Here is an 8,791-nt window from a genome sequence, read left to right on the forward strand (position 1 = left end):
CGAGCGGCTCGCCGAGACGGGCTCGCCCTACCCGGTTCATGCGCCGTGCGCAGGGCGCTTTGGCCCACGAAGCGAGATCGTCACGGCTGATGTTGGTGATGGCGTTGCCGAATCGATCGTGATGATGCCCATGACGCGAAACGTAGGCCGGCGGGCAGTCCCCGGAAGCTCTTAGCTTCAATTATCTGTTTAACATCGGTAGGGCGAGTTGTCCTCAACGAGCCGCAATTCAAACGGAGCTTCAGACGCACGAGGGGCTCGCCGGGACGGGCTCGCCCCGGTTCATGGGCTGATGCAGGGCGGGGCTGCCTGGCGCTGCCGCGGCGCCTCCTTTCTCTAGGAAGCAACCTGCGTCTGGCTTGATGGAACCTTTGCTGCGCGTGCCGATGGAGATTTCGGCATCGCGGCAGCGATGCCCTACCAGGGGCGTTTTCCAAGCGCGCTCTCACCTCAGGGCGCGGTGAACTGGACGGGCGCGGACCACCTGCTCCAGCGGCCGCTCGCATCTTGCCAACGGGCGCGAACGCGATAGGCATGGCCCGGCTTGAGCAGATTCGCCGGCGCCTCAGCAGCCTGGTCGCTCTTCAGTTCCTTCTCCCAGAGCGCGGTGATTTCGTGCTTCCAGGGCTGGCGCGGATTGAAGGACGGACTCTCCGGGTCGGTGACTTCCGCCAGGCGCCAGCGGCAAACGCTGCTTCCTGAATCTTCGGGATTGGATTCGATCCGGAACTGGCCCGGCCCTGCGCCCGCAATCTTCGGCGGGGATGGCGGTTGGAAGTCCGAGAGAAGGCGGCGGTCGATCCACGTCATCCGTTTCGCCGCGTAGGTCTTCATGTATTGCACCATCGACCGAAACGTGCTTCGCGGCTCGCCGAAGTAAAACTTCCCATGCCCGGCCTTGGAGGGCATCACGCGCGACGACGCGAGCACGGGATGGAAATCCCATTTCGCGCGATCGGCTTCGACGATGGACAGCAGGCCGGTGGGGTCGCTGATCATCGCGGCGTGTTCGTCGATCAACAGATTGAGTTGTTCGGGGTTGAAAAGCAGATCCCGAATCTCCGCCAGCCGGTCTTGGTACTGTTGCTTGAAAGGAGAGCGCGAAAGCAGGCCGGTCCGGAAAAACGGATCGTAGCCGCCGCCGTGCATGTGGTCGCCCCAGGTCAGATCGACGTCCCACGGAATCACGATCCATTTTCGCGTCGCGGGATTCAGGTAGTAAAAATAGTTTTTGCCGGCGTCGATGTCGTAATGGTGAATGCACTCGACGATGGCGCGGTAGTTGTAGTAGCGGGCCAGGTCCACGTTCTGCAACCACCAGGCGTCGGGTTGCTGGCGCTGCATGCTGGCGCGGAGGAATTCATTCACATCCGACCCATTGGCCACGGCGGGGTTGCCGTTGGAGGCCAGTTTGCCCTGGTACCCTTCGATCTTGTACACGTTCCCGGCCGGCAAATCGTGTTCCTTCACAAAATGCTCATCTACGTTTTCGGTCGCGAGGTACAGGCCCCAGAAATCGCCGGCATATTGGTCCGCCGGGCTTTCTTCGGCCTGGGTGATAATCCGCAACTGGACCCAATGCGTGCGCGGGCCTTCGGTCCCGGCGAGATTGAACAGCCGATAGCCCACGGCTTCGAACATACCTTGCTCTCCGCGCATGCCGAAGTCGCCTTGCTGAATGCACGCGCCGAGATTCAGTTTGTCCCACTTGGCGTCGTACGGGATTCCGTAGTTGTCTCGCGCCCGGAATCGATGGCCGCCCAGGAAATTGAACTTCCACATATTTTTGCCCATGGCGTGGCGCCAGACACCGCCGCGGGCGCGGAACTTTACGTGATCGTACACCGCGCCGTCATAGACCATCGTGCCCGTGTAAAGGTATTCGTGCCGGCTGCCGGAGCCAAACCCACCGCGCTCGTTCCACGTCGCGTTCTCCACTGAGGCCTTGTGGCTGAGAAAATGATAGACGGGCACGCGTTGCAGAATCTGGCCGGGATACGTCACGGCCTCCCGGAGTTTGGCGTCGCTGCTGCGCGGATTAATCGCGCCGCGCCAGGATGGAACGCCGTCATAGACGAAATAGGCAAAGTTCGTTTGTTCGTCGTCCGCCTCGGGCGCGACGACCTTCTTCTCGTCGGGCGACGCGATTCGATATCGGACCAGGCGGCGGTGCTTTTGGATCGTGGAAGGCAATTCGACCGTGAATACGCCGTCCCCGGCCGCCGAGTCCCCGTTCTCACCCGAATCGTTCATCCGGGCGGAAGTCCACTGTGCTTTGAACACGGGATCATTGAACGCAATATACTTTCCCGGATCGACGATTTGATACTGCAGCTCCAGTTGTTTTGGCTTCGGCTGGCTCTTGAAATCGGCAGTGATGCGGACGGGTTCGTTTGATTTGGGCTGTTGGGGCGCGTGTTTGACATCGGGACCTTTCGGCGCCGCGGAAACCGGCAGGAGGATGAGGAAATACGCGCCGCCGAGCAAAAGCAGGCATGCAGCCCACGAACGGGTAAGGACGCGTTCCACCGCGTCCCTGAAATTGCACTTTCGACCGCGGAGCAAAGTCAGGGACGGAGTGGTCCGCATTTCGCGAGGCGAAAGTTCTTTCTGGGGAGACTCATGGCGGGGCTTGGGAAGCCCATCCGTCCCTACCGAGTTCATGGGAAGGGTCCTGTGCCTTTCGGACCCGCACTCGGCCCATGAACCCGGTAGGGCGAGTCCGTCCACGCGAGCCGCTCGACGTGCTTGGAACACGTCCGACTCGGCTCGCTGGGGACAGGCTCGCCCTACCGTCAGGTTCAGGGGAAGCTCCTTTGATCTCGGAACCATGCACAGGGCCCATGAACCACGCCCAGCATGTAGTCCCGGCTTTAGCCGGTCCGGTGCGCCGGGGCCGCCTAAAGGCGGGACTACAAACCAATGCCGGTTCATTGGAAGGGACTGCGTCGAAGATCGGTGTGCACTCATATTTGTCGGCTGAATGGCTACTCGCTTTGACCGCGCGACAAGCGGTTCGGTTCATCCGGGTCTCGACCTTTGATAACTGGAGTCCTCCGGTTCCTTCGTTGACGATTGCTCGGCGCGGTTCTATCTGATTAGCCCCATGGCAACAATGGGATTTTGCCAGCTCCAGAGGCGTCCGCTTCCGCCTTCCGGCCTGATTGTCCCTTCTGTCCTCTCTATCACCTTCTGCGTCCATCTTCTGCTTCTACCCGGCGGAGTGCAAGGCGCCGAAAAAAGCCCGAGGCCCCAAGAAGCCCAACCGCCTTACGCGGCTTCACAAACCCAACCCGCGTCAGACTCCCACCGCTGGCTCTCGACTTCGATTCAAGTGACCGGAATCCCATCGCAGGCAGAATTCGTCCCGGTCCAGTGTCAGGTGGATTTCTCTGAGCGGTTGGCACAGGCCAACGTGTCTGGAGCGGTTGATGAGCGCTCGTTGCGGTTGTTCCGCGTGGGCCCTGGCGCCAAAGAGGAAGAGATTCCATTCCAATTTAGCGCGCAAGATCAACCCCGCCCCAAAACTCGCCGCGCGCTTCCGGACACACCGCCGAATGTCAGTTACCTCGGCGAATACGCCGCCGGCGAAACGCCCGACGCAATCAAGGTCACGGGGGAGTTGAATTGGATTGTTCGCGCAGCAACCCATGGCCAGGCTTCCTTTGTTTTGAAATTTGGCGTCCCGAAGAAGGGCAAAATGATCCAGGCGCCTTTCCCCCCGCAGAATCTTCGGGCTTTCGATGAACAAGGCGGAGCGACGCCGGTTCGCTGGTTTCCCCAAATGCAGTTGCGCCCGCACTGGCCCCTGGACGGCGTGATTCACATTTTCGACGGCAAGGAACTGGTCACCTCGTATCGCCTTGGCCCGCCTCCGGCGTCGCTTGCCTCCGCGACGCCGAGCATTCGCCGGCCTTTCTTTTATCCCGTGAACGGCCCCGATGGCATCTCGCTGACGGAATTCGGCAAGCCGCACGATCCCACCGGCAGCCACGCGCACCATTATTCGCTCTGGATTGCCCACGCGAGCGTCAATGGACTCGATTTCTGGTCAGAACGCGGCGGCGTCATCGCCCACGAACAGTTGGAGTTGATGGAAGACGGGCCGATTTTTTGCCGGCTTGCCCAAAAGACACACTGGCTTAATCAAGGAGAAGGACAACTGCGCGAACGCCGCAGCTTCACGATTTACCAGTCCGGAGACGACTTCCGGATTATTGACGTGGAACTCTCCCTGACTCCGGCGGGCGCAAAGCCCGTGACCTTCGGGAAAACCAGTTTTGGATTTCTGGCGGCACGCGTGGCTCAATCCATGACCGTGTTCGATGGCGCAGGCGAAATCCGGAATGCCAAGGGCGATCTGAACGAACAGCGCGCGCACTTGAAACGCGCTCATTGGATCGATCAATCCGGCCCCATCGCGCAAGGCCGGTGGGCAGGCATCGCCCTCCTCGATCATCCCGACAACCCGAATGCTCCGACCGGCTGGCATTGCCGAAACGACGGCTGGGCCGGCGCCGCGTTCAACATGGAAACACCTTACACGTTGGAGCCCGCAGCCACGCTGCGCTTGCGCTACCGAATCGTGGTGCACGGCCAGGACGCGATTCGCGGCGGCGTCGCGCAGCGTTACGAGGAATACGCCGCCCGACCGGTCATCCGGTTCGGCACGGTGAAAGTTGAGCAATGAAAGCCTTACTCGGATCTAAGCGCCAATCCCAAGGGGATTGTGCCCTCCAGCCCAGGGTTGCGAGGAACGAGCTACCCTGGGTAAAGCGAACGCGAAGGAACCAACCCCAAAGGGGTTGCGCCTCTTCGATTGGCCTAAGACGCAACCCCGTTGGGGTTGAACCCAGCAATTCTCGTTTTGATCTGCATGTAGTCCCGGCTTTAGCCGGCCAGCGCACAAAACCGGCTAAAGCCGGGACTACGTGCAAGCTGCGCGCTCCCGTCTGTCGCCAAAATGAGAATTGCTGGGTTGAGCCCGTGTTCCCCCTATTCCCAGGGGTAGCTCGTGCCTCGCAACCCTGGGCTTTGCGGTGGAATCCCGTTGGGATTCTGCCGGGAAAAGTATGACACCGTTTGGCCTTGCTCTATGGCTGCATGGTTTGGGAGGGCTTGCCCTGGCGTTCGCGGTCCAGGCTGAGATTGATCCACGGAGCGCCGCCCTCTTCCTCGACTTCGAGAAGGACGAACCAAACGTCAAGCTGTTCCACGGCGCCAAACGGATTCAAGGGCGCTTCGGGGGCGCGCTGGAATTCACGACCGCTCTCCAATACTCCGAAGTCGAGTTTTCGCGAGCGCTCGATGGAATTCAGGCCATGACCGTGGGCGGCTGGTTTTTTCCAAGGCGAAGCGGCGAGCAATATTTCTTCTTTCGAGACATTCCGGAAATCGGCCCGCTCGGCGAACGATTCTTTCGTCCCGCGACCAACTGGGTGAATTTCGTGCTCGGCACGGACCAGCGAGGGTTTCTCCTCGGCACGATCAACGGAAATGGCTCCATGCCGTTCGCGCACGTTACGGTGAACGAAGTCGCCTTCGATTCCTGGAACCAACTGGCCGTCGTGAAGGACGCGCGAGGCTTCCAGAAGTTCTACTTGAACGGAACGCGGGTGCATACCGACGAACACGCCGTCACCGGCGGCAGAATCTGGCCTTTCCGCGACACCGCCGCCGGCGAACCCGTTCGGCTGGCGATGCCGTTGGGTGGCCTGGTCGGTCAGGTGTGGATTGTCGATGAGGAAGTATCGGCGGAAGACATCAAAAGGAACTTCCTGGCCAATCGCGACCGATACAATCCCGCGCGGCCTGGCGAGCCGGTCCTTTTGCGGGAGATGAATGCGCATCCGCATGCCGGTCTTCGGAAGACGCCGCCCAGCGCAGCCAGTTGGCCCAAAGAGCGTCAGCGCATTCTCGAGGGAGCGATGAAAATCCTCGGCCCGTTCCCAAAAGAGAAAGTCCCGCTCGATCCGAGAATCCTCTCCGAAGAAGACTGCGGCGACTACGTCCGCCGCAAGGTGTCCATCCAGGTCCAATCCGACGACCGCCTGCCGGCCTACTTGCTGATCCCCAAGAAGCGTCTCCCGCGTGCGCCGGCGGTCATTTGCTTTTACGGCACGACAAGCGGCGCCGGCAAAGAAACCACCGTGGGCTTGTCCGGTCGCGCCCCTAACACCCCGCCGCAGCGGAATCATGCCTTTGCCCTCGACATGGTGGAGGCCGGATTCGTCGCTTTCGCGGCGGATTATCTCCGCGACGGCGAGCGCATCAAACCGGGCCGCCGCCCTTACGACACGACCGACTTCTACAAACAGTTTCCGGACTGGTCGATTCACGGCAAAGATATTTGGGACACTTCCCGCGCCATCGACTACTTGCAGACGCTGGATTTTGTCGATCCGGAGAAGATCGGGATGATCGGGCATTCCTACGGCGGGCACAGCACGATTTTTACGGCGGCGTTGGAACCCCGGATCAAAGTCGCAGTCGCCAACGGACCGGTCTCCGACTTTCTGCACCACGGGATGCACTGGGCTGTGCCCAAAGGCGGCGGCAACAGCCAGTCGATGCCTGCGCTCCGGCCATTCGTGCTGGACCACACGTTGCCTTTGCCGGTTACGTTTTACGAATTGACTTCCCTGATGCCGCCAAGGCCGCTGCTCGTAGGTCAGGCCGCTGGCGAGCGCCGCCCGATGGAGGAGGAAAACTGCGCGGCGGTGAGCGCGGTGTATCGCGCCCTGGGCCACGCCAATCGCGTGCGTTACTACTGGTACGCAGGCGATCACGATTTTCCGCCCGAAGCACGAGCCGCCGCCGTGCAGTGGTTCAAGCGCTGGTTTGAGGACGATGTTCCCGACAGCGAGAGTGGCTTCCCTTGAACCAACCCACCCCGTCGCCCCTCCCAGGAGGGGAACTGGACGCTGCGACGCCGAATGAAAGTCCCATCCTGGGAGGGGAAGGAGTGGGTTCATGGTCCCAATGCGCGGTTCGGAAATCGTGACTGCTCCCATGAACCGAACGGTAGGGCGAGCCTGTCCCCAGCGAGCCCAGTCGCACGTGTTCCAAGCACGTCGAGCGGCTCGCCGGGACGGACTCGCCCGACCTGGTTCATGAAACAGGGCACGCTTCCATCCACACGCGAGCGTCTTGGACTGCGGCAGTCCTCTCTGCTCCGTACACGCATTCTCCCGGCTGGAATCCCAACCTGATTCTGCCCCAAAGTCCAGGGTTGCGAGGAACGTTGCTGCTGACAAAACAGCAAGAATCGGCCAGAATGTAGATCGAAACGGCTCGTTATGCCTTCCGAACCCTGCATTTCATGGCTGAAAGCGCTGGCGGACGAAACGCGCTGGCGCATTGTGCGTGAGCTGCTCGCTGAACCGCTCACGGTCAACGATCTCGTCGAGCGGCTGGGCGTTTCGCAATACAACGTCTCCAAGCATCTCAAAATCCTTCGCCATGCCGGCATCATCGAGGGCGAGCGTCACGGGCGCCACGTCGAATGCGACATCGTCCCCGAGTTTCGCCGGCGCTTGTCCAAGAACGAAACCATTCTCGACCTCGGCTGCTGCACGTTTCGCTTCGACGGGCAGCCCGAATAGCCATTCTCTCCGCCGTGGAATAAGAGTTGACGCCGGCGGTTCATATATGCCCAAATGCGCATCTTTCCGCGCCCCAAATGAACATCCCGGCTCCCATAATGCTCACCCTATTCATCGTTCTGGCAGGTTGCTTCGTGGCGTATGCCAACGGGGCGAACGACAACTTCAAAGGTGTGGCCAGTCTCTTTGGCAGCCGCACTTGCGGGTATCGCGCCGCCATTTCTTGGGCCACCTTGACGACCTTCGCCGGAAGCCTCACTGCCCTGTTGCTTGGGCAGTCGTTGCTCAAGAACTTTTCTGGACGCGGTCTGGTGCCCGATGCGCTCACCGCGTCGCCGCAATTCATTCTCGCCGTCGCGTTGGGCGCGGGAGCGACGGTGATTCTGGCCGCATTGCTGGGCTTTCCGATTTCCACCACGCACGGGTTGACGGGCGCCTTGATTGGCGCGGGGTTGGGCGGAGCCGGCCGCGGGGTGAATTTCGCCGTGCTGGGGAAGATTTTCGTTGCGCCCCTGCTGTTCAGCCCGCTGCTGGCCATGGTTTTGGGCGCGGTCGTCTATTTGATCTTCCGCTTCGCTCGGCTTCGATTCGGTGTCACCAAAGAGATGTGTGTCTGTGTTGGCGTTGAAAAACGAGTCTTGCCTTTACCCCAGCCGAACGGTTTGTTCGCGGCGCAGACTTTCCCGGTGCTTTCCGTGTCTGTGGACGACCCGTCCGCTTGCACGCAGCGCTACGCGGGCACTGTGCTCGGATTGAATGCGGGCCGAGTGTTGGACACGTTGCATTTCCTGAGCGCGGGCGCGGTGGGCTTCGCGCGCGGGCTGAACGACACGCCCAAAATTGTTGCGCTGTTGCTCGTGGCGGGCGCTTTTGACATTCGCTGGGGCTTTCTGAGTGTGGCGGCGGCGATGGCCATCGGGGGTGTGTTCAACGCAAGAAAGGTTGCCGAGACGATGAGCCACAAAATCACCGGCATGAATCCCGGCCAGGGCTTTGCCGCCAACCTCTCAACCGCTCTGCTGGTAGCGACGGCCAGCTTCAGCGGTCTGCCGGTGAGCACGACGCACGTGAGCGTCGGCTCGCTGCTCGGCATGGGCATTGTCACCCGTCAAGCGAAGTGGAAACCGGTGCTCGGCGTGCTGGCTTCGTGGGTCGTCACCCTGCCCTGCGCCGCAATTCTGTCGGCG

6 protein-coding genes are annotated in these 8,791 nt (G+C 61.1%); 5 read left to right on the plus strand and 1 reads right to left on the minus strand.

Translation table 11 applies throughout. The annotated features are described in order from the left end of the window. Window positions 1-450: 450 nt before the first annotated feature. Entirely contained in the window at window positions 451-2,970 is a 2,520-nt protein-coding gene (locus FJ398_22755) for a hypothetical protein (protein MBM3840728.1), read from the minus strand. A gap of 136 nt (window positions 2,971-3,106) precedes the next feature. On the opposite strand from FJ398_22755, the gene FJ398_22760 reads away from it, so the two are divergent. The 5 genes from FJ398_22760 to FJ398_22780 all read left to right on the plus strand — a co-directional run. Beyond that, window positions 3,107-4,690, plus strand: a complete 1,584-nt coding sequence (locus FJ398_22760) for a hypothetical protein (protein MBM3840729.1) — start codon at window positions 3,107-3,109, stop codon at window positions 4,688-4,690. 382 nt (window positions 4,691-5,072) lie between these two features. Beyond that, on the plus strand, window positions 5,073-6,881 hold the full coding sequence (locus FJ398_22765) for a hypothetical protein (protein ID MBM3840730.1): 1,809 nt from the start codon (window positions 5,073-5,075) through the stop codon (window positions 6,879-6,881). Window positions 6,882-6,935: 54 nt separating this feature from the next. Next, entirely contained in the window at window positions 6,936-7,211 is a 276-nt protein-coding gene (locus FJ398_22770) for a hypothetical protein (GenBank protein ID MBM3840731.1), read from the plus strand. 87 nt (window positions 7,212-7,298) lie between these two features. Beyond that, window positions 7,299-7,604 (plus strand): winged helix-turn-helix transcriptional regulator, encoded by a 306-nt coding sequence (locus FJ398_22775; protein MBM3840732.1) that lies wholly within the window; start codon window positions 7,299-7,301, stop codon window positions 7,602-7,604. A 98-nt stretch (window positions 7,605-7,702) separates the two neighbouring features. After that, window positions 7,703-8,791, plus strand: a 1,089-nt coding sequence (locus tag FJ398_22780; protein ID MBM3840733.1) for an inorganic phosphate transporter, incomplete at its 3' end; no start/stop codon positions are given.

This window comes from Verrucomicrobiota bacterium (assembly GCA_016871535.1).
GTDB lineage: Bacteria > Verrucomicrobiota > Verrucomicrobiia > Limisphaerales > SIBE01 > VHCZ01.